We start from the raw sequence: 17,253 nt of genomic DNA, 5'->3' as shown, positions 1-17,253 counted from the left end.
CCCGGCATGTGCTTTTCAATCGCGGCCAAAATGCGGTTGGCCGGGGCGGCCTTATAGGGTCATTGCAGGCGGAAGGGGATCACCATCCGGTGACGAGCTGCAATTGCCGTCCCGTCGCGGGTGGCCGGAACCATCTGATAGTCGCGCGAGATGCGAAGCGCCGCCTGGGCGAATCCCCAATTGGCAGGCGTCTCGGACACGACGTCGCAATGGAGCGCCCCGCCCGTGTCGACGAGGCAGTTCAGCGTGACGCTGCCCTCGACGCCGCGCTCGAGCGCACGCGTCGGATAGTAGCGGGCTAGGTCGCGCGGCCTACGCACCCATTCGGGATCAATCACGGTCGGCGGCCCCGCGCCGGCGCCCTCGCCGACCGGAAAGACCGTCAGCTCCGGCAGCGTCTGCAGATCGCTGACCAAACGCTCGAACGAGAAATCGCCGAGTGGCGCAAGCGGCTGCACTTCCTCGAGCTGGCGCGGCGTATCGTCGACCGGCGGAGGCGGCGGCGGCACGAAGACCTCGAACGGCCCCGGCTCCGGCGGCAGCGTCACGATCTCCTGCCGCACCAATGTCATCGTAAACGCGGCGATCACCGCCGCGCCGAGCAATGCCGACGATGCGACGAACGACGTCGCGCGCACTCCAAGCGCTTGCGCCATGATGCTTCCTCCCTATCGCGCATCGATCGTTCGCCGATGCTTGAGAGAAGCGTGCGCGCGCGGCTCTCGTGCGGCAATTCACACGCGCGAGAGCGCCATCACGCTTGCGAGAGAAGAGTTTACGCGTTGCAAACGCAAGTTCACGCGGCGCTCTGCGCAAACACGCCGACTTTCGCGAAGCCTGCTTGTTTCAGCTCATCCAGCACCGCGACCACTGCGCCATACGCAACGCCCTGATCGCGCGCCCGCACCGCAACGTGCGCTTCGGCGAACACATCTTCTTCCGTCAGCACGGAATCGACCGCCAATCCGCGCGCCATCACCGTCGCCGACACGTCCGCCAAGGCGATCTCCTCCTCGCCAATGAAGATGCGATAGCCGTCTGCGGACGCATCGACATCGATGATCGTCGGCGGGATGATCACCTCGACCGGCACGGGCCGCGTCGGCAATTGCAGCTGCAGATCGACCGTCGGCTTCGGCGCCGTGACCATGAAGATGATCAACAGCACCAGCAGCACGTCGATGAACGGAATGACGTTCGGCTCCGCCGCCGGCGCCAGATCGCGCGCACGCTTGCGCAGCGCAAAAGCTGCAGCTGTCGTCATGATGAGCCTCCCTCGCGCGATCGTTCGCGTCTCGCGAAAGGCTGCGCCCGAAGCAGCCGCGCGATCCACTCACGTGCGCTTGAGCGCAATCACGTCTCCGGGAGTGGGCGAAGCCGGCAAATCGGCAAGTCGGCAAATCGGCAGGTCGGCAAGTAGGCAAGTCGGCAATCGGCAATGGCGATTGGCAGAGATCGTTTCGCCCCGCACGTCCCCTTGGCGATTTCACAGATTTACGACTTGCCGATCTGCCGATCTGCCGACTTGCCGACCTGCCGGCTTGCCGATTTGCCGAAACAAACAAAAACCGCGGGACGCTTTCGCATCCCGCGGCTTCTGTTGTTCAGGACCAGCCCGGATCAGCCGGCGGTGCGCCAGACGATCGTGCGGCGGATGCGGCCGCCCGACGTGGGCGCCCCATCGACCGTCGCCGGCGCGAGCCGGAAGTGACGCGCCACGCGGAGCGACGCTTCACCGAAGCCCCAGCCTTGCGGGTCTTCCGAAGTGACCGTGCAGTTGATCCGGCCGCTCGCGTCGACGATGCAGTCGAGCTGCACGCGCCCTTCCTGGCCGCGCTCGAGCGCGCGGGGCGGATAGTAGCGCTCGTAGTCGCGCGCGTTCGGCTGTTCGAGCCAACGGACGCCGGTGAGCACCGAAGGCGTCGGCGGCGCCGGCGGCGGATCGACGGCGACCGGGATCGGCGTCGGCGTCGGCGGAGCCGAAAGGTCCGGCGGCGGCACACGCTGTTCAGGCGGGGGCGGCGGCGGCGGACGATCCGGCGGCGGCGGCGGCGGTGGCGGCGGCTTTTCCTTCTGTTCGATTTCGACTTTGACCGCGTCTTGGTCTTCGAACAGATCGGTGATCGCGCTGAAGCGTTGGGTCAGCGCCATCCACACCAGCAAGGTGCAGATGAGGGCCGCCACGCCCATGGAGAGGAGACGAAGGCCAACCATAGTGCTTACCCTTCGCTCGCTAGCTCAGCGAAGATGCCCACCTTGGCGAAGCCTTCTTCCTGCAGCTGACTCATGACGCTGACGACGTTCCCGTAGGCCGTGCTCTGGTCAGCGCGGACGAAGATGCGGGCTTCCGCATAGACATCCTCCTGATTGAGCGCCGGATTGTTGCGTACCGCATGCTGCCAGGTCGCTTCTCCCAACGTGGACAGTGTCACCACTTCCTCGTCGACATAAACCGCGAGACCGGCTGAGGTTTCACGGATGCCGACGACGGTCGGGTTGAGCCCCTCCAGCCGGATCGGAACCGGGTTCGGCGGCGGCAGATCGACCCGGATATCGACGGTCGGGATCGGCGCCGTCACCATGAAGATGATTAGCAGCACGAGCAGAATGTCGATGAACGGGATGACGTTCGGATCGGAATTCGGCGGCATTTCCCGCCGTTTTCCGCCGCCGCCGCTAGCGGCTACTTTCGCTCCCATGGCCTACCTCCGCCGATCTTCGGCGACGAGGCCGATCTTGGTGAAGCCCTTGTCCTGCAGACGGTTCATCACCCGCACCACGTTGCGATACTCGAGGTTCTGGTCGGCGCGGATGTAGATGCGCTGATCCTTGATCTCGTAATCGTCGTTGGCGATCAGCGGTGAGTTGATCTTCACCGCATCGTACGTGCGTTCGCCGAGTTCGCCGATCGGCACGAGATCGTTCATGACGTACGTCTCGATGCCGCCCGGGCCTTGGCTGACCGAGATCCAGGTCGGCCGTGGCGGCCGCTTGGAGGGCTCGATCTTCGAGGTCGGCATATCGACCTCGATATCGACGCTGGAGATCGGCGCGGCGATCATGAAGATGATCAGCAGCACGAGCATGACGTCGATGAACGGGATCACGTTCGGATCCGCGGTCACCTCGGCACGATTGCGCTTACCGCCGCCGCCCCCGGTGGATACTTTAGCGCCCATTGGGCTGCCTCCAATCGGTTAGAGCTCAACCAGCGCGGCGGTCCATGTCGCGCGAAACCAGCGCGATGAACTCAGCAGCGAAGTCGTCGAGCTTCTGACCTTGCTTGGAGATTTGCTTGGCGGCGAAGTTGTAGATCAGCACCGCCGGGATAGCGGCGGCGAGACCGGCGGCGGTCGCGAGCAGAGCGCCGGCGATGCCAGGCGCGACGACCGCGAGCGAGGTGGTTTGCGTCTTCGCGATGCCGACGAACGCCACCATGATGCCCCACACCGTGCCGAACAGACCGATGAACGGCGCGTTCGCGCCGATCGAGGCCAAGAACGTCATCGACGAGCCGAGGTCGTCGAGGTGCTCGTTCTGACGGGTCGACATCGCCGAGGAAACGCGCTGCATCGTGTGGTCGCGGGCGTCGCGCATCGTGTAGAGGCCGAGGTCCTGGGTGCGGCGGACTTCCGCCATGCCGGCGTCGAACATGGACTTGATGCCCGAGTTCGGCAGCTTGCGGACGATCGCTTCCGCTTCTTCGACCGAGTTGGCCTTGCGGAACGCGGCGAGGAAGTCCTTGGTTTGCTTCGCCGCCTTGCGCATGACGTAGATCTTCTCGAACAGCAGCGCGACGGCGTACACGGCGCAGAGGCCGAGAATGATCATGACGCCCAGCTCGACCGCGTTCAGTTCGCGGACCAGCTCCATCAGGCTCACTTCCGAGTGGCCGGCCGCTTCTTGCTGCGCCGCCTCACCGGCTTGGCGCGCAGCTTCGCGATCGGCGGCGCTGACGGCCGGTGCGGCCGGAGTCGCCGGCGGCGTCGCGCCCGGAGCGGGCGTCGCGCCCGGTTGAGCCGCAGGAGCGGCGCCTTGCTGCGCGAACGTCAGCAGCGAATTCATCAACGTCATGGTCTGCCCTTCTGCCTGCCCTGTTCTCGGCTCGCCGACACGCGCTGTGCGCCGCGAAACCGCGGGTTGTAAAAACTCTCTGTACTTAGTGGCGATCGGAAGCGGCTGACCGAGGTCCGGCCCATCACGCATCCTCCCACCGACACCGACGGATCGCCGCTTCGCGGTCTTTGTTCCGACGGTTGGAACGCCTAGCCTAAATTTTAGGAAACGAAGTGCTTGTCAACGTCTCCCACGCAGTAAGCGATCCGGACGGATCGCCTGCCCCCGATCGTGCGTACTGCACTGATGGTGACCGGGGCGGCAATCAAAACTTTCGTGATCGTCATCCGTTCCTCTACGGCGCCTTGACTATGCTACCGCGTCTGGCGCAGCGCGCTGGTCACGAAAACAGGAGCAGCCCATGGCGATGGCCGCCGAAGAGCTCGAAGCCTTGCTGCGGCAGGCTTTTTCCGATGCCGACATTCGCATCGAGGATCTCGCCGGCGATGGCGACCACTATCGCGCCGTGATCCGCTCTGCCGCTTTCGCGGGCAAATCCCGCGTGGCGCAGCATCAAATGGTTTACGCCGCCTTGAAGGGCCGCATGGGCGGCGAACTCCATGCTCTAGCGCTCGACACCGGACCCAAGTGAGGGACTAGGGGCTCGGGACTGGGGACTAGGGAGTTGTGCGGCACAACCGCGCTCCCGTTCTCTCGTCCCTCACCTAGTCCCGAGCCCCTAGTCCCGAGCCCCTAGCCCTCTCGCCGCATTGCAACCGCCCCCACGCGCGCCTATCTCCGCGCCATGTCCGATCCCATCGAAACCATCCGCCGCACCGTCTCGGAAAACGACGTCGTCCTGTTCATGAAGGGCACGGCGGACCAGCCGCAGTGCGGCTTCTCCAACCAGGTCGTGCGCATCCTCGACCACATGGGCGTCGACTATAAGGACGTGAACGTCCTCGCCGACGAAGGCGTCCGCCAAGGCGTCAAGGATTTCGCCAACTGGCCGACCATCCCGCAGCTCTACGTCAAGGGCGAGTTCATCGGCGGCTGCGACATCGTCCGCGAGATGTTCCAGACCGGCGAGCTCAAGACGCTGCTCGACGAAAAGCTCGGCGCGACGGCTTAGGGCCGCTTTGGCCCGCGTCTCCTTCGACAAGCTCCTGCTGACGCTCGCAAGCGCGAAAATGGCGTCACCCTGAGCCTGTCGAAGGGCGACGCCACGCACCGAAGTTCAGGCGGACTTCAGCTCATCCGGCCGCTCGGTAACGACGAGATTCATCTTCACCACCGCGCCATTGCGCAGCACGTCCAGCGCAACCTTCCGTCCGATCCGCTCGCGTGTCAGCAGCTTGTGCACAGCATCCACCGTCGGCGTCGCCGCCCCATCGAGCTTCAGCACGACATCTCCAACTTCCAGCTTCGCCGCATCCGCCGGTCCGCCGCTCGACACCGCCACCACCAGCACGCCGCTCTCGACATCGAGCCCGAGCCTTCGCACCAAAGCGCGCGACAATTCCTGCGACTGCCCGGCGATGCCGAACCAGCCGCGCGCCACGCGCCCGTCGCGCATCAGATCGGGAATGATCGATTTCGCCGTATTGCTCGGCACTGCAAAGCACAGCCCCTGCGCGCCGCCGATGATCGCGGTATTGATGCCGACCACGGCGCCCTCCGCGTCCACCAGCGCGCCGCCCGAATTGCCGGGGTTCAAAGCCGCATCCGTCTGAATCACATCTTCGATCAGCCGTCCGCTTTCGCCGCGCAGCGTGCGCCGCAAAGCCGAAATCACGCCCACCGTCACCGTCGCCTGCAGGCCCAGCGGGTTGCCGATCGCAATCGACAATTCGCCCACTTTCAGCGCATCGGAATCGCCGAGTTCGGCGGTGTGATGGCCGCGCCCGTTCAAGCGCAGCAGCGCCAAATCCGTATCCGGATCGGTGCCGACGATCTCCGCCGCAACGACGCTGCCGTCGTGCAGCACGCCTTCGACGCGCCCCGCGCCGCGCACGACGTGATTGTTGGTGAGCGCATAGCCGTCCGGCGAGATGATCACGCCCGATCCCGCGCCGTCATAGAGATCGCGCATGCGACTGGTGCGCCGCACTCCGATCACCGCCGGGCCGATCTCGTCGACCACCCGAACCACTGTTTGCGAAAACCCGTCCCGCGGTCCACGCCGCCGCGGCGCCGAGACGAACGTCTGCTTGCGACCGAACATGGCGAGCAACTTAGGAACACCGCGACGTTTGCGCCAGATCGGGCTCGGTGATCGGTTATCGGTTTTCGGTATTAGGGCGCGCGCTGCACCCATCCCCGGATTGGCGCGCAGCGCCAAGTCAGGGGTCCATAAACACGACTGTGCAAAAGGATGTCCGGATCACGACGCGCTTTTCACGCTGAACGTTGTATCTATGGATCCCAGGCTCGCCGCTTCGCCGCGCCCCCGAGAATGGGTGAGTTTCCTCTTCCCCAATCCCGACAACCGATCCCCGATAACCGATAACCGAGCCCCTAGTCCCTAGTCCCCAGTCCCCACCCCCGCTAAACCCGCGCCCAATGGATTCTCCCTCCCCAATCCGCCGCTTCCTCGCCTGGCTCCGAAATTCCTTCCTCACCGGCGTTGCGCTGGTGCTGCCGTTCGTCGTCACGGTTGCGGTCATCTGGCTGTTCGTCAGCTTTATCGACAACAACGTCGAGCCGCTCGTCCCGAACACGCTGTCCTTCCTGAAGACATTCCCAGGCGGCGGCCTTCTGCTCGCGCTCGTGACGCTGACCCTCGTCGGCGCGCTCGCCGGCAATCTCGTCGGCCGCTGGATCGTCGAGACCGGCGACAAGGTCATCGCCAACCTGCCGCTGGTGCGCTCGATCTATGGCGGCGCCAAGCAAGTGTTCAAACAGGTCGCCGCGCCCGAACGCACCTCGTTCCAGCAAGCCGTGCTGGTCGAATTTCCGCTGCCCGGCTCCTACGCCATCGGCTTCATCACCAACGAGAACACCGCCGAAATCGTCAGCGATATCGGCGCGGAGCTCATCGCCGTCTACGTGCCGCAAGCGCCGATCCCGACCTCCGGCTTCCTGCTCTACCTGCCCCGCACCGCCTTCAAGCCGCTCTCGATCAGTCCCGACGAAGCGCTAAAGCGCGTCATCTCCCTCGGCATCATCCGCAAGGAAGACGGCCTGCCGGCGGGCAAGTAGCCGCCTCGGCCTTGAATTTCCGCGTTTCGGGTGGCATATTGCCACCAAGGAGACGGCCATGGCCCAGTCGATCAAAATTTCCGACGCGGACATGGAGATCATCCGCAAGGAGGCGGACCGCGCCAGCCGCTCCATCGCCGGACAAGTGGCGCACTGGATGCGGATCGGCCGCTCGATCGAGCGCGCGCCGGAGTTCAGCCATGCCCGCATCCGCCAGGCGCTCGACGGCAAACGCAGCCCCGACGCGCTGAGCGGCGAAGAACAGATCGTCTATGCCGACGAAGTGCTGTTTGCAGCCTCGGCCGAGACCCCTGAGCAAGCGGCCTTCTTCGAAGAGCGCCGGCAGTCCGGACGCGGCGTCGGCGCGAACGCGGACGGCGCCATTGTCCGGCAGTCGAAGCGAAAGCAGCCTAAGCGCAAATCGGCGTGACGGCGCCTGCGCCGCGGCCGACGCTGTTTCTCATCGCCGGCCCGAACGGCGCCGGCAAAACCACCTTCTACGAAACGGTGCTGAAGCAGCGCGTGCAAGCGCCGTTCATCAACGCCGACATCATTCAGCGTGACGAACTGAAGACGACTTCGTTGAAGGCCGCCTACAAGGCCGCCGAGATCGCCGAGGATCGACGGCGCGAACTGATCGCCGCCGGGCAGAGCTTCGTCACCGAAACCGTCTTCTCGCATCCGTCGAAGCTGGCGATGCTCCAGCGGGCGCGCGAAGCCGGCTTTCGGCTCGTCGTCTTTCACCTTCAGCTCAGTTCGCCAGACCTGTCCGTCGCGCGCGTCGAAGCCCGCGTTGAAGAAGGCGGGCATGCCGTCCCGGCGCAGAAAGTCAGAGAGCGGTTCGAGCGCAATCAAGCTCTGATCAAGGCCGCCGTGCTGCTGGCCGACCGCGGCGCCGTCTATGACGCTTCGGCGCTGAACAAGCCGCCCCGCCTACTCGCGCAATCGACCCTGGGGCATCTCGACATCGTCGCCCAGAACCTGCCCGCCTGGTTCGAACGGATCTATGGCGGCAAGTCATGAGCGCCGCACACTTGGCGCCTCAAACGATTTCGAAATCCTCCGCCTTCCAGTCCATCGCCGGATAGCGCGGATCCATCTCTTCCAGCGTCCCGCGCACGATCGAGGCGACAATCGCGTTGCGCCGCCACTTCTTGTCCGCGGGCACGACACGCCACGGCGCATGCGCGGTCGAACACCGATCCAGCATCGTCTCGTAGGCGGCCTGAAACTCCTCCCAGCGCGCGCGATCATCGAGATCGCCCGGATTGAACTTCCAGTGCTTGTTCGGATCGTCCAGCCGCTCCTGCAGCCGCTCGCGCTGCTCGTCCTTCGAGATGTGCAGCATGAATTTCAGGATGGTCACGCCGTTCTCGGTCAAATGCTTCTCGAACGCGTTGATCTGTTCGTAGCGCCGCTCGATCACGTCGGCCGGCGCCAGCCCCTTCACCTTGACCACCAGCACGTCCTCGTAGTGCGAGCGGTTGAAGATGCCGATCATCCCCGTGCGCGGCGCCGCCTGATGCACGCGCCAGAGATAATCGTGCCGCAGCTCGAGCTCGTTCGGCTTGCCGAACGCCTTCACGTTGACGCCGAGCGGTCCGCACGCATTGAACACGCCGCGCACCGTCCCGTCCTTCCCCGACGTGTCGATCCCCTGCAAAATGACGAGCAGCGCGCGCTTCTGCTCCGCATAAAGCCGATCCTGCAGCGCATCGATCGCCTCGGCATGCTCCTTCACCAGCGCCTTGGCTTCGGCTTTGACAGGAAAGAGGTTGGCGCACCGCGTATCGCGTTTCGACAGCAACGAGGCTTGGCCGGGTTCGACGCGCACTTCGGCGTCGAGCTTTTTCCAATCGGAGGTCATGCACGCATTGGCGACGGCTAGCGCGCAATAGGCAAATGGAATCGCGCCGACATAACTGCTCCCCCGCGTGCGGGGAGCTGTCAGCGCGCGAAAGCGCGATGACTGAGGGGGCACGGCGCCTTAGCGGACCGTCCCCCTCCGGCTCGCTCCGCTCGCCACCTCCCCCGCTCGCGGGGGAGGATTTGTCCGAGCCAAAGCAAAGGCCGGCGCGTTTCCGCGCCGGCCCCTATTGCCTATTGCCGACTGCCTACTGCTTACGACGCGTAGTACTCGACCACCAAATTCGGCTCCATTTGCACCGGATACGGCACGTCTGAGAGCACCGGCACGCGCTGGTAGCGCGCAGCCATCGCCTTGGCGTCGACCTCGATATAGTCTGGCGTGTCGCGCTCGCCGCTTTGCAGCGCCTCGAGCACCATCGCCATCGTCTTGGCCTTGTCGCGCAGCTCGATCACGTCGCCGACCTTCACCAGGTACGAGGCGATGGTCACGCGCCGGCCGTTCACCTTGACGTGGCCATGGTTCACGATCTGACGCGCCGCGAACGGCGTCGGCGCGAACTTCGCGCGGTACACCACCGCATCGAGCCGGCTCTCCAGCAGACCGACCAGGTTTTCAGCCGTGTTGCCCTTGCGGCGCGCGGCTTCTTCGTAGGTCTTGCGGAACTGCTTTTCGGTGATGTTGCCGTAATAGAGGCGCAGCTTCTGCTTCGCCACGAGCTGCAGGCCGAAGTCGGAGGTCTTGCCCTTGCGGCGCTGGCCGTGCTGGCCCGGGCCGTACTGACGCTTGTTCACCGGCGACTTCGGACGGCCCCAGAGGTTCTGGCCGAAACGGCGGTCGGATTTGTATTTGGCTTGGATACGCTTCGTCATGCGCTGATCGCGCCTTCTTCCGATGACGGGGCCCGGCTGCCTCACAATGAGGCCGCGACTTCCCTGGCGGTTCGCCCGTCGTCCAGTATGGTCCGCGCCCGGAACGAGCCGGCCGCTGGAAAGCGGGGCTTTTGGCGGAAGCGCCAACCAAAGTCAAACGGCCCAAGGACCGCGGACGTCCCCGTCCGCCTGCACGGCAGGCAGACAGCCTAGCTGATGACCCGGAGACCCGTGACTCTCGTAAGGTCCCGGTCATGCGTCACCAACGCGTGAGCGTTGATGGCGAGTGCGCTCGCAACCTGTATGGCGTCCGGCAATTTCAGCTTTAGCGGCCCGCGCAGACGCGCCGCGCCTTCGGCCAAGTCGGCGTCCAATTCCACCACCCGCCAGGACTCGAGCACCGCGCGATAACGGCGCGCGCGCTCATCATCACGACGCTTGAAAGGCCCAGAAAGCACTTCGGCGATTGTGATGGTCGTCACGGCTAAGGTGACACCGCCTGCTGCCTGAAGGGCAAAAACGGGCTCGAAACGCTCAGCGAAGCCCGGCGTGTCTTCGAACCAGTAAATGATTGGCGCGCTGTCGAGCAGCAGCAATGCCCCAGCTGGGAGATCGGAAAGGTCTATCGCTCCCATTCATCCCGCATTTCGTCGATTGTTTTCGCCGGGTCCGGCCCCCAAAGACCGCGGCCTGACCCTCTGAGCGGGAGCAGGCTCATTTGCTTGGTCGTCTGCTTGAATTCCTCGATTGGCACGAGCGCAGCGACAGGCTTGCCGTGCTTGGTGATCACGGTCGTCTCACCGCGCTCGGCGGCCTCCAACAGGCTGGGAAGCTGATTGCGCGCTTCCTCCGCGCCCTTCTTCACAATCTCTGCCATGCCAGACCGTACAGCCCCGTACGGTTCTCGTCAAGAAGTGATCTGTTTAGTGCTCAATCACGAGGTGCTCTGGCGGAGGCGGCACGGGCTCGTACTCCGGGGGCAGCACCCGCAGCAGCACCTGGTCGTAACCGATCTTCCAGCCGGCCGAAGTCAGCACCCAAATTCGGCAGTAATACCCCGCGCCGCCCTCCCAGCGCGCTTCACCCAAAGTGAACACCATGTCGCCCGCCGCTCCGGCTTCCGCCACGGACGGCGGCGAATACCGAATAGCGCCCGCGCCCGCGAGCTGCGCCGCCGCTTCCGGCGTGTTCGCGCTCGGCTGATCGTCGCGATTCATCCGGCCCTGTGGGGCCATCGCCGCCGCGAACGCCGCGCCTGCATCCCGCGCCGCCGCTTCGGCGAACTCGGCTTCGCGCCGCCGCACCGCCTCGGTCGCCGCTTCGGCCGAGCCCGCGCCCCGCGCGCCGAGCGCCAGCTGCGTCACCTCCCCCGTCGGGTTCACGACGGTCGGCGTCCTCTGATTGGTGCCGCCGTCATAGATCCACTTCCACGATCCGTCGGCCCCGCGCCGCCACACCGTGAAATACTGCCCGAACGCGGCGCCGCCGCCATTGTAGGGCCCGGTGGTGAAGCCGAAATCGCCGCCGCGCGAAATGCCGGCGAAGTCCGGCCCCCAGGTCAAAGAGGTGTCGCCGCGATTGGCCGGATCGATCCCGGACAAGGACTCGTGCGCGTTCTCCGGCGCCCGCGCCAACACGATCGCATCGTCGGTCGAATGCGCCAGGAACGCCTCGACCCAACCGGTGCGCCCGGCCTCCGCCGCGAACGCGCGCTCGGCCGCGATCACCGGCGCAGCGTCGGGCGCAGTGTCGGCTTGCGAAGAACAGGCGCCGAGCATGGCGATGGCGAACAGGAAGGACAGAACACGCATGCGATGAAGCCGCCCGCCGGCGCGGCGCGTGTCAAGCGCCGGGCGTTTGGTTAGCAGCGATTTGCGGCCAGCGCCGCCTGCAGCAGCTTTAACCGTTCTTCAACTGCGCCTGAGGTCAGGTTACCGGTCCCAGGAGTGGACTTCAGTGCCGGTCGTTCTGCGACACAGCCCCGAGCTTGACCTGAACGTCGTCGAATATCACGGCGCGATGACGCTTGCGGAGTTGAAGGCGCTCGCCGCCTTCCAAGCGCAAAATCCGGTGCATCTGCAGCGTGACGCCCTCACCATCGTGCTGCCCGACGCCGATTTCGGCGCCGTAGATCTCGATGCGCTCGACGCCCTGTTTGCCCGCTATCGCGCCATGTTCGCGCCGCTCGCTTTCCAGTTTCTGCGCCGCTCGGCCTGGCTCTGCTTCAGTGAAAACGCAAGAGCGCACGTCGATTACTGGGTCAACGGCCGCGACACCCGCTCCAGCATGTCGAGCGCAGTGCGCAGTTTCGACAGCTTCGCCGAAGCCGCCGATTGGCTGGTGCTGACGAAAGAAGAAGCGGCGCTGCTCGAGAGCCGCGAAAGCTTCGAGGAAGTTGTCCGCTACGAAATCCCGATCCGCCTCGTCCGCGCCGCGCTCTAGCGTCAGTCGCCCGGCGCGCTGTCGAGTTCGTATTGGCTCTGCAGATAATTCTGCAGCCCCATCTCGTTCAAATTCTTCAGCTGCGTCTCGAGGAAATCGATGTGATCCTCGGTGTCGTCGAGCAATTCGGTCAGCAGATCGCGCGTCACGTAGTCCTGCTTCGTCTCGGCGAGAGCGACGCCCTCTTTGATCGCTTGATGGCCGCTGCGCTCGGCGTTCAAATCCGCCTGCAGCCGCTCCGGCACCGCCTCGCCGATCTGCAGCTTGTTCAGGTTTTGAAGGTTCGGGAATCCTTCCAGCAACAGGATCCGGTTTATGATCCGGTCCGCGTGTTTCATCTCTTCGATGGATTCGTCGTACGTCTTTTTGCCGAGCTTGCCGTAGCCGTCGCTCTGATACATCCGCGCGTGCAGGAAGTACTGGTTTATCGAGGTCAGCTCGTTGGTCAGAATCTTGTTGAGCTGCTTGATGACGTCCGCATCGCCCTTCATCGCGCGCTTACTCCGCCGCGACGAGGCTCCGGGGCTTTCCGGCCATCCCGCCGCATGAAATGCCGTCGGCGATCTCGGGCAGGCAGCGGCCGCAGCAGGGCTCGCAGCCATGATGGGCGAGCACGTCCTCCGGACCCTGCGCGCCGGCCGCGATGGCTTCGTCCACCTCGGCCCGAGTCACGCCGTTACAGTTGCACACGTACATCCGGCACTTCTCTGAAATCAAACGCGAAACCGGCGACTGCTTCGCAGCCGCACGAATAACTAGCGCGGGAACCACGGTCCTGCAAGTCATTCGCAGCAGCAACAGTGCCGCAGGTCACGCGCGCGCGCCTTGATCCAAGTCAAGCGGGCTGCAAGGGGGCTGCGATCTGGCGCAACTGGGTTCCAACCAGCGCTTTCGGCTTTGAGGCGAGGCTGCGATAAGAGTTCGCCTGGGGGGACCAGCAATGCCGTTTGACGGAACACGGAAGGCTGCGCTGATCATGGCGCACCCCGGCCACGAAACCCTGCTCCATCATTGGCTCGAGACCGAGCGCCCCACCGTGTTCGCGCTCACGGACGGGTCCGGCGGCGCCGGCCGCTCGCGTCTCGATTGCAGCCGCGAGCTGATCGAAGGCGCCGGCGCCAGCTGTGGCGGCGCGTTCGGATGGGCGCCCGACCGCCTCTGGTATCAGGCGGTCTTGAACCACCACGCCGCACCCTTCCTCGACGCGCTCGCCAGCATCGAAGCCGAGTGCGCCGCCTGCGATGTCGCGACGCTGGTCTGTGATCCGGTCGAGCTGTTCAATCCGATCCACGATCTCGCCAACGCGCTGACGCATGCGCTGGCGGCGCGGCTCGAGCGCCGCTACGGGCGATCGGTCGGCGTGTCGATCTATCCGATCGAGGACGCAAGCCGCTTCCGCCGCGACGCACGCCGCCTTCCGCTCGACACCGCGGCGGCGGCGCGCAAGCGCGCGGCGATCAGACGCTACACGCCGCTCGCGCATGAGTATCCGCGCTACGAGAACCTCGCCACGCAGGACCATGAAATCCTGGCGCCGGACGCGCCCGCCTTTGCGTGGCCGCCGGTTCTGCAGGAGGTCCCGTATTACGAGCGCTTCGGCCAAGCGCGCCTCGCGGAACGCCGCTACGACGCGCTCATCACCTATGCCGATCACGTGCGCCCGCTCGCACTCGAAATCCTGCAAGCGGCCTTGGTGGCGGCATGAGAGTCGCCGCGGCCATGGTGGTGCGAAACGAGCGGCCCTATCTGGGCAATTGCCTGCGCCACCTGATCGATAACGGGATCGACTTTTACATCATCGACAACGCATCGACCGACGAGACGCGCGCGCTGCTCGCGGCCGATCCGTTTCGCCGCGCGCTCATTGGTGTCGAGACCTATCCATTCGACGGCGCCTTCGATTGGAAAGGGCTCGTGCAGGTGCGCGAGCGCGCCGCCGGCCGGCTCGACGCCGATTGGGTGCTGTTCGTTTCCGCCGACGAGATGATGCACTCCTATCGTGCCGGAGAACGCCTGTGCGACGCCATCGCGCGCATCGGCCGTGAAGGCTGGGACGCTATCGACTTCAACGAGTTCGTCTTCCTGCCGATCGAGCGCGATTACGCGCCAGATGCGCAGGGCTTCCCCGATCTTCGTCACTATTATTTCTTCGAGCCGCACAAGCCGCGCCTGATGCGGGCGCGCCGCGCCGATCTTCCCGTGTCGCACGTCGAAGCCGCGGGGCATTTCTTCGCCGGCGAGTTCAAGCTCGCGCCCGAGACGTTCGCCCTGCGGCACTACATCGTCCGCAACCAGGATCACGCCTATCGCAAGTACCAAGAGCGCGTGTTCAAGGCGGACGAGTTGTCGGCCGGCTGGCACGCCAACCGCCACCAGCAGGAACGAACTGCGTTCGCGTTTCCGGACACGCGGCTGCTCCATCGCCTCGGCCACCCCGCCGATCGCGCGCTCGATCGCGCGCGCCCGCACGACAAGCACTATTGGCAATGGTGACCGCGGGCGGCCGCGCCCTATGTCCCACCTTGGCCTCGAGCCTTTGGTGGAGACTGCAATGGCCAAATCCGTCAGCCCGTTCCTGATGTTCCAAGGCGCCAAGGCCGAAGCAGCGATCAACTTTTATGTCTCGCTCTTCCCCGCCGCCAAGATCGAACAGCTCGACCGCTTCGTCACCGGCGAGCCAGGGCCCGAGGGCACAGTTAAGCGCGCGGTGATCAGCATCACAGGCCAGCGCGTGATGGTCCACGACAGCTTCGTCAAACACGCGTTCGACTTCACGCCCTCGTTCTCGTTCTTCATCGAATGCGACAGCGAAGAAGAACTCCGCCGCCTCGCCGCCGCCCTGCTCGAGGGCGGCAACGAATACATGCCGATCGCCAGCTACGGCTGGAGCAAGCTCTTCACCTGGGTCGGCGACCGCTTCGGCGTCACCTGGCAGCTCAATCTCAGCTGAGCGCCCTCAACCGAGCGTCGTCCGCATCGCCGCCGCGCCCGCTTCCATCATCGGCTCGATCACCGCGGCGGCGGCGTCGGGGAGAATGTCCGCGATCCAGACGATGCGGGCGCCCGCGCCGTCCTCGAACACTTGGAACGACGCATTGTGGTGGCTGAGCCGCTCGCTGCCGGTCACCGCATAGACCAGCCGCCGCGCCGGCTCGTCCATCGTCACCAGCCGCTCGGTGGCGACGAGGCCGTTCGCGAACGTCACCACCCGCGCCCCCTCTTCGAGCCGGGTGTCGGTGACGAACCCGCGCGCCAACTTGGCATGCACCGCGCCGAAATCCCGGAACGCCGCCCACACCTCTGCGGCCGGCCGGTTGACACGCAGCTCTTTGCGGATCGTGGCCATGGCTCACCTCCTTGCCACCCCAATTTCGCCGGAAGCGGACGTTAGGCCTCGCCGCTTCCGGACGTCCTCATTTTTCAGGCGCCGGCTTGGGATAAGCGGACTGCTGCGCTACAAGCCCGCGCTTCACGGCAACACGGGAACAGACATGGCCGCCAAGGCCCCCACCATCGGCGTGGTCAGCCTCGGCTGCCCCAAGGCGCTCGTCGACAGCGAGCGCATCATCACGCGCCTGCGCTCCGAGGGCTACCAGCTCTCCGGCAGCTACGAAGGCGCCGACCTCGTCGTCGTCAACACCTGCGGCTTCCTCGACAGCGCCAAGGCCGAAAGCCTCGAGGCTATCGGCGAAGCCATCAGCGAGAACGGCAAGGTCATCGTCACCGGCTGCCTCGGCAAGGAAGAGTCGCTGATCCGCGACACGCATCCCAAAGTGCTCGAAGTCACCGGCCCGCACCAATACGAAGCCGTCGTCGGCGCCGTGCACACGCATCTGCCGAAGCTGCACGATCCCAAGATCGACCTCGTGCCCGAAGGCGGCTTCCGCCTCACCCCGCGCCACTACGCCTATTTGAAAATTTCCGAAGGCTGCAACAATCGCTGCACCTTCTGCATCATCCCGAGCATCCGCGGCGACCTCGTCTCGCGCCCCGCCAACGCGGTGCTGAAGGAAGCCGAGCAGCTAGTGAAAGCCGGCGTCAAAGAACTGCTCGTCATCAGCCAAGACACGTCGGCCTACGGCGTCGACGTCAAATACGCCGAAAGCAAATGGAAGGACCGCCAGGTCCGCGCCAAATTCTACGATCTCTGCAAAGAGCTCGGCGACTTGGGCGCCTGGGTGCGCCTGCATTACGTCTATCCCTACCCGCACGTCGACGAAGTCGTCGGGCTCATGGCCGAAGGCAAAATTCTTCCCTATCTCGACATCCCGTTCCAGCACGCTTCGCCGAACGTGCTCAAAGCCATGCGCCGCCCCGCGAACCAAGACAAAGTCCTCGACCGCATCAAAAAGTGGCGCAGCATCTGCCCCGATCTCACCATCCGCTCGAGCTTCATCGTCGGCTTCCCCGGCGAAACCGAAGAGGATTTCGAAACCCTGCTCGATTTCATCGAAGAAGCCGAGATCGACCGCGCCGGCGTGTTCAAATACGAGAACGTCGAAGGCGCCCCCTCACGCGATCTCCCCGGCCATGTCGATCAAGACGACATCGACGAACGCTACGACCGCTTCATGGAAGTGCAAACCGAACTCGCGCACGCCCGCGGCCAGCAGATGATCGGCAAAACCGTCGACGCCATCTGCGACGGCTGGGACGAAGACGCCGAAGCCTACGCCTTCCGCACCAAAGCCGACGCCCCGGAAATCGACGGCGTCGTCTATGTCGACAGCGGCGAGGAAATCGCCGAAGGCACAATCACGCAGCTCGAAATACTCGCCGCCGAAGGTCACGAACTGGTCGGAAAGCTGCGCTGAC

25 protein-coding genes are annotated in these 17,253 nt (G+C 65.0%); 10 read left to right on the top strand and 15 right to left on the bottom strand.

Annotation, left to right across the window (positions count from 1 at the left end; genetic code table 11):
- Positions 1 to 59 precede the first annotated feature (59 nt).
- The 6 genes from VEA80_RS16820 to VEA80_RS16795 form a co-directional block, all read right to left on the bottom strand.
- Entirely contained in the window at positions 60 to 656 is a 597-nt protein-coding gene (locus tag VEA80_RS16820; protein WP_325061933.1) for a TonB family protein, read from the bottom strand.
- A 140-nt stretch (positions 657 to 796) separates the two neighbouring features.
- Positions 797 to 1,264, bottom strand: a complete 468-nt coding sequence (locus VEA80_RS16815) for a biopolymer transporter ExbD (RefSeq protein ID WP_325061932.1) — start codon at positions 1,262 to 1,264, stop codon at positions 797 to 799.
- Between the two features lie 356 nt (positions 1,265 to 1,620).
- Positions 1,621 to 2,214 carry an energy transducer TonB gene (locus tag VEA80_RS16810; RefSeq protein ID WP_325061931.1) on the bottom strand — a complete coding sequence of 198 codons (594 nt, stop codon included), beginning with the start codon at positions 2,212 to 2,214 and terminating at the stop codon, positions 1,621 to 1,623.
- A 5-nt stretch (positions 2,215 to 2,219) separates the two neighbouring features.
- Positions 2,220 to 2,699 (bottom strand): biopolymer transporter ExbD, encoded by a 480-nt coding sequence (locus VEA80_RS16805; RefSeq protein WP_325061930.1) that lies wholly within the window; start codon positions 2,697 to 2,699, stop codon positions 2,220 to 2,222.
- Between the two features lie 3 nt (positions 2,700 to 2,702).
- Complete coding sequence (locus tag VEA80_RS16800) at positions 2,703 to 3,179, bottom strand: biopolymer transporter ExbD (RefSeq protein WP_325061929.1); 477 nt, start codon at positions 3,177 to 3,179, stop codon at positions 2,703 to 2,705.
- A 25-nt stretch (positions 3,180 to 3,204) separates the two neighbouring features.
- Positions 3,205 to 4,074, bottom strand: a complete 870-nt coding sequence (locus tag VEA80_RS16795; protein ID WP_325061928.1) for a MotA/TolQ/ExbB proton channel family protein — start codon at positions 4,072 to 4,074, stop codon at positions 3,205 to 3,207.
- A 403-nt stretch (positions 4,075 to 4,477) separates the two neighbouring features.
- Here VEA80_RS16795 and VEA80_RS16790 point away from each other — a divergent pair, with 403 nt between their 5' ends.
- Together VEA80_RS16790 and grxD are read left to right on the top strand one after the other, a co-directional pair.
- The gene (locus VEA80_RS16790) at positions 4,478 to 4,708 is read left to right on the top strand and encodes a BolA family transcriptional regulator (RefSeq protein ID WP_325061927.1); all 231 of its coding nucleotides are present in this window, start codon (positions 4,478 to 4,480) and stop codon (positions 4,706 to 4,708) included.
- A 153-nt stretch (positions 4,709 to 4,861) separates the two neighbouring features.
- Positions 4,862 to 5,188, top strand: coding sequence for a Grx4 family monothiol glutaredoxin (grxD, locus tag VEA80_RS16785; protein ID WP_325061926.1), 327 nt, complete (start codon positions 4,862 to 4,864; stop codon positions 5,186 to 5,188).
- 105 nt (positions 5,189 to 5,293) lie between these two features.
- Here the strand turns inward: grxD and VEA80_RS16780 are convergent, their stop codons facing one another.
- A complete protein-coding gene (locus VEA80_RS16780) occupies positions 5,294 to 6,280 on the bottom strand; it encodes a S1C family serine protease (protein WP_325061925.1) in 987 nt (328 codons plus the stop codon).
- 338 nt (positions 6,281 to 6,618) lie between these two features.
- Between VEA80_RS16780 and VEA80_RS16775 the strand changes: the two genes are divergently transcribed.
- From VEA80_RS16775 to VEA80_RS16765, 3 genes are read left to right on the top strand one after another with little or no spacing between them, the layout of a single operon-like run.
- Positions 6,619 to 7,257: a DUF502 domain-containing protein gene (locus VEA80_RS16775; RefSeq protein ID WP_325061924.1), complete on the top strand. Its 639-nt coding sequence runs from the start codon at positions 6,619 to 6,621 to the stop codon at positions 7,255 to 7,257.
- 58 nt (positions 7,258 to 7,315) lie between these two features.
- A complete protein-coding gene (locus VEA80_RS16770; protein WP_325061923.1) occupies positions 7,316 to 7,687 on the top strand; it encodes a TA system antitoxin ParD family protein in 372 nt (123 codons plus the stop codon).
- Positions 7,684 to 8,280, top strand: coding sequence for a zeta toxin family protein (locus VEA80_RS16765; protein ID WP_325061922.1), 597 nt, complete (start codon positions 7,684 to 7,686; stop codon positions 8,278 to 8,280). The genes VEA80_RS16770 and VEA80_RS16765 overlap by 4 nt, the downstream gene beginning before the upstream one ends.
- A 19-nt stretch (positions 8,281 to 8,299) precedes the next feature.
- Here VEA80_RS16765 and VEA80_RS16760 read toward each other — a convergent pair whose 3' ends face one another.
- The 5 genes from VEA80_RS16760 to VEA80_RS16740 form a co-directional block, all read right to left on the bottom strand.
- Positions 8,300 to 9,124 (bottom strand): polyphosphate kinase 2 family protein, encoded by an 825-nt coding sequence (locus VEA80_RS16760; RefSeq protein WP_325061921.1) that lies wholly within the window; start codon positions 9,122 to 9,124, stop codon positions 8,300 to 8,302.
- A 254-nt stretch (positions 9,125 to 9,378) separates the two neighbouring features.
- Complete coding sequence (gene rpsD / locus VEA80_RS16755; RefSeq protein ID WP_325061920.1) at positions 9,379 to 9,996, bottom strand: 30S ribosomal protein S4; 618 nt, start codon at positions 9,994 to 9,996, stop codon at positions 9,379 to 9,381.
- Between the two features lie 209 nt (positions 9,997 to 10,205).
- Positions 10,206 to 10,592, bottom strand: a complete 387-nt coding sequence (locus VEA80_RS16750; protein WP_325061919.1) for a type II toxin-antitoxin system VapC family toxin — start codon at positions 10,590 to 10,592, stop codon at positions 10,206 to 10,208.
- A 26-nt stretch (positions 10,593 to 10,618) separates the two neighbouring features.
- The gene (locus VEA80_RS16745) at positions 10,619 to 10,873 is read right to left on the bottom strand and encodes a type II toxin-antitoxin system Phd/YefM family antitoxin (RefSeq protein WP_325061918.1); all 255 of its coding nucleotides are present in this window, start codon (positions 10,871 to 10,873) and stop codon (positions 10,619 to 10,621) included.
- Positions 10,874 to 10,919: 46 nt separating this feature from the next.
- Complete coding sequence (locus tag VEA80_RS16740) at positions 10,920 to 11,807, bottom strand: hypothetical protein (protein WP_325061917.1); 888 nt, start codon at positions 11,805 to 11,807, stop codon at positions 10,920 to 10,922.
- 145 nt (positions 11,808 to 11,952) lie between these two features.
- Between VEA80_RS16740 and VEA80_RS16735 the strand changes: the two genes are divergently transcribed.
- The gene (locus tag VEA80_RS16735; RefSeq protein WP_325061916.1) at positions 11,953 to 12,438 is read left to right on the top strand and encodes a hypothetical protein; all 486 of its coding nucleotides are present in this window, start codon (positions 11,953 to 11,955) and stop codon (positions 12,436 to 12,438) included.
- 2 nt (positions 12,439 to 12,440) lie between these two features.
- Here VEA80_RS16735 and bfr read toward each other — a convergent pair whose 3' ends face one another.
- Both bfr and VEA80_RS16725 read right to left on the bottom strand, forming a co-directional pair.
- Entirely contained in the window at positions 12,441 to 12,929 is a 489-nt protein-coding gene (gene bfr / locus VEA80_RS16730; protein ID WP_325061915.1) for a bacterioferritin, read from the bottom strand.
- 7 nt (positions 12,930 to 12,936) lie between these two features.
- On the bottom strand, positions 12,937 to 13,134 hold the full coding sequence (locus VEA80_RS16725) for a (2Fe-2S)-binding protein (RefSeq protein WP_325061914.1): 198 nt from the start codon (positions 13,132 to 13,134) through the stop codon (positions 12,937 to 12,939).
- Between the two features lie 244 nt (positions 13,135 to 13,378).
- Between VEA80_RS16725 and VEA80_RS16720 the strand changes: the two genes are divergently transcribed.
- The 3 genes from VEA80_RS16720 to VEA80_RS16710 are packed head-to-tail and all read left to right on the top strand — an operon-like array spanning position 13,379 to position 15,388.
- Positions 13,379 to 14,143 carry a hypothetical protein gene (locus VEA80_RS16720; RefSeq protein ID WP_325061913.1) on the top strand — a complete coding sequence of 255 codons (765 nt, stop codon included), beginning with the start codon at positions 13,379 to 13,381 and terminating at the stop codon, positions 14,141 to 14,143.
- Positions 14,140 to 14,931, top strand: coding sequence for a glycosyltransferase family A protein (locus tag VEA80_RS16715; RefSeq protein ID WP_325061912.1), 792 nt, complete (start codon positions 14,140 to 14,142; stop codon positions 14,929 to 14,931). The genes VEA80_RS16720 and VEA80_RS16715 overlap by 4 nt, the downstream gene beginning before the upstream one ends.
- A gap of 58 nt (positions 14,932 to 14,989) precedes the next feature.
- Entirely contained in the window at positions 14,990 to 15,388 is a 399-nt protein-coding gene (locus tag VEA80_RS16710; protein ID WP_325061911.1) for a VOC family protein, read from the top strand.
- A 6-nt stretch (positions 15,389 to 15,394) separates the two neighbouring features.
- Here the strand turns inward: VEA80_RS16710 and VEA80_RS16705 are convergent, their stop codons facing one another.
- On the bottom strand, positions 15,395 to 15,784 hold the full coding sequence (locus tag VEA80_RS16705) for an SRPBCC family protein (protein WP_325061910.1): 390 nt from the start codon (positions 15,782 to 15,784) through the stop codon (positions 15,395 to 15,397).
- 145 nt (positions 15,785 to 15,929) lie between these two features.
- Between VEA80_RS16705 and rimO the strand changes: the two genes are divergently transcribed.
- Positions 15,930 to 17,252: a 30S ribosomal protein S12 methylthiotransferase RimO gene (gene rimO / locus VEA80_RS16700; RefSeq protein ID WP_325061909.1), complete on the top strand. Its 1,323-nt coding sequence runs from the start codon at positions 15,930 to 15,932 to the stop codon at positions 17,250 to 17,252.
- Position 17,253: the final 1 nt, after the last annotated feature.

The organism is Vitreimonas sp., assembly GCF_035627415.1.
Taxonomy (GTDB): Bacteria; Pseudomonadota; Alphaproteobacteria; order Caulobacterales; family Aquidulcibacteraceae; genus Vitreimonas.
This window is presented reverse-complemented; position numbering and strand designations above follow the sequence as displayed.

Bases quoted from the DNA above. Each gene is read 5' to 3' on its own strand.
- VEA80_RS16820 (WP_325061933.1), bottom strand. From the start codon at position 656: ATGGCGCAAGCGCTTGGAGTGCGCGCGACGTCGTTCGTCGCATCGTCG.
- VEA80_RS16815 (WP_325061932.1), bottom strand. From the start codon at position 1,264: ATGACGACAGCTGCAGCTTTTGCGCTGCGCAAGCGTGCGCGCGATCTG.
- VEA80_RS16810 (WP_325061931.1), bottom strand. From the start codon at position 2,214: ATGGTTGGCCTTCGTCTCCTCTCCATGGGCGTGGCGGCCCTCATCTGC.
- VEA80_RS16805 (WP_325061930.1), bottom strand. From the start codon at position 2,699: ATGGGAGCGAAAGTAGCCGCTAGCGGCGGCGGCGGAAAACGGCGGGAA.
- VEA80_RS16800 (WP_325061929.1), bottom strand. From the start codon at position 3,179: ATGGGCGCTAAAGTATCCACCGGGGGCGGCGGCGGTAAGCGCAATCGT.
- VEA80_RS16795 (WP_325061928.1), bottom strand. From the start codon at position 4,074: ATGACGTTGATGAATTCGCTGCTGACGTTCGCGCAGCAAGGCGCCGCT.
- VEA80_RS16790 (WP_325061927.1), top strand. From the start codon at position 4,478: ATGGCGATGGCCGCCGAAGAGCTCGAAGCCTTGCTGCGGCAGGCTTTT.
- grxD (WP_325061926.1), top strand. From the start codon at position 4,862: ATGTCCGATCCCATCGAAACCATCCGCCGCACCGTCTCGGAAAACGAC.
- VEA80_RS16780 (WP_325061925.1), bottom strand. From the start codon at position 6,280: ATGTTCGGTCGCAAGCAGACGTTCGTCTCGGCGCCGCGGCGGCGTGGA.
- VEA80_RS16775 (WP_325061924.1), top strand. From the start codon at position 6,619: ATGGATTCTCCCTCCCCAATCCGCCGCTTCCTCGCCTGGCTCCGAAAT.
- VEA80_RS16770 (WP_325061923.1), top strand. From the start codon at position 7,316: ATGGCCCAGTCGATCAAAATTTCCGACGCGGACATGGAGATCATCCGC.
- VEA80_RS16760 (WP_325061921.1), bottom strand. From the start codon at position 9,124: ATGACCTCCGATTGGAAAAAGCTCGACGCCGAAGTGCGCGTCGAACCC.
- rpsD (WP_325061920.1), bottom strand. From the start codon at position 9,996: ATGACGAAGCGTATCCAAGCCAAATACAAATCCGACCGCCGTTTCGGC.
- VEA80_RS16745 (WP_325061918.1), bottom strand. From the start codon at position 10,873: ATGGCAGAGATTGTGAAGAAGGGCGCGGAGGAAGCGCGCAATCAGCTT.
- VEA80_RS16740 (WP_325061917.1), bottom strand. From the start codon at position 11,807: ATGCGTGTTCTGTCCTTCCTGTTCGCCATCGCCATGCTCGGCGCCTGT.
- bfr (WP_325061915.1), bottom strand. From the start codon at position 12,929: ATGAAGGGCGATGCGGACGTCATCAAGCAGCTCAACAAGATTCTGACC.
- VEA80_RS16725 (WP_325061914.1), bottom strand. From the start codon at position 13,134: ATGTACGTGTGCAACTGTAACGGCGTGACTCGGGCCGAGGTGGACGAA.
- VEA80_RS16720 (WP_325061913.1), top strand. From the start codon at position 13,379: ATGCCGTTTGACGGAACACGGAAGGCTGCGCTGATCATGGCGCACCCC.
- VEA80_RS16715 (WP_325061912.1), top strand. From the start codon at position 14,140: ATGAGAGTCGCCGCGGCCATGGTGGTGCGAAACGAGCGGCCCTATCTG.
- VEA80_RS16710 (WP_325061911.1), top strand. From the start codon at position 14,990: ATGGCCAAATCCGTCAGCCCGTTCCTGATGTTCCAAGGCGCCAAGGCC.
- VEA80_RS16705 (WP_325061910.1), bottom strand. From the start codon at position 15,784: ATGGCCACGATCCGCAAAGAGCTGCGTGTCAACCGGCCGGCCGCAGAG.
- rimO (WP_325061909.1), top strand. From the start codon at position 15,930: ATGGCCGCCAAGGCCCCCACCATCGGCGTGGTCAGCCTCGGCTGCCCC.